Annotated in this window: 1 protein-coding gene; it reads right to left on the bottom strand. The window is 33.8% G+C overall.

The features are described 5' to 3' along the window. Window positions 1-210: 210 nt before the first annotated feature. On the bottom strand, window positions 211-672 hold the full coding sequence (locus JS40_RS00040; RefSeq protein WP_233273922.1) for a hypothetical protein: 462 nt from the start codon (window positions 670-672) through the stop codon (window positions 211-213). Between the last annotated feature and the right edge of the window lie 119 nt (window positions 673-791).

Here is a 791-nt window from a genome sequence, read left to right as displayed (position 1 = left end):
GAAATGTCGAAGCCATTTAACGGTAACGGTTAAGGCTAAAATTTCGGCGGGTTGGCAGCGACGCCGGGGATCCGCCTTTGGCGGAACATCGGAGTGGGGAGCTGCTTCCCAAATTTGTCCGAGTAACTTTTTAGCTTCTTTAAAAGTATGAATATTGTTTTAATTATTTCAGCCCCGCTGAATTATAGCCATTGTTGTACACCGTTTTTTTTATTTTAAGTATCTCAGATTAAATATTGCTTGATGGTCAGTTTCTGTGAACTCAAAAATTCCATCGATGATTTTTTTCATTTCTTTTCCTAAAAACACACTGTCATCTGTTTCCTCTATAAATTTGGCAAAAGTTCGAATTGGTGTTTGTCCATGCATTTCGTCCAATTCGATAAGTTTTAAATCCGATTTTTTATATTTAATATATGTCCGATTATTTTCAATTCCATCACGGTCAATTATAAAGAAAATCACAAATCCGTTTTGATATTTTATTTTATCGACGTCAAATATTTTGAACCAAGACGGTGTGAATTTGAGCGAATCAACTTGTAGTATAATCTCATTGTTTCTAATTATCTCAAGTTGGACTCTACTTTTCTTGCTGTCACGAATAAACCTTTGAACAAATTCAGTTGAGTTTTTTGGTTTTCTTGTCAGAATGTTTTTTATAAAATTCACGATTTTTATGTCAGAAGTTTAGTTTTTGGTCAAAATGGTGTACAACGGTTTTGTATAACGTTCCGTTGCGGAACGTTTCGACTAAAATAGTTAAAAATTCCTATATTTTCTCTTTGCAA

The sequence above is a fragment of the Altibacter lentus genome (assembly GCF_000746845.1).
GTDB classification, from domain to species: Bacteria; Bacteroidota; Bacteroidia; order Flavobacteriales; family Flavobacteriaceae; genus Altibacter; species Altibacter lentus.
This window is presented reverse-complemented; position numbering and strand designations above follow the sequence as displayed.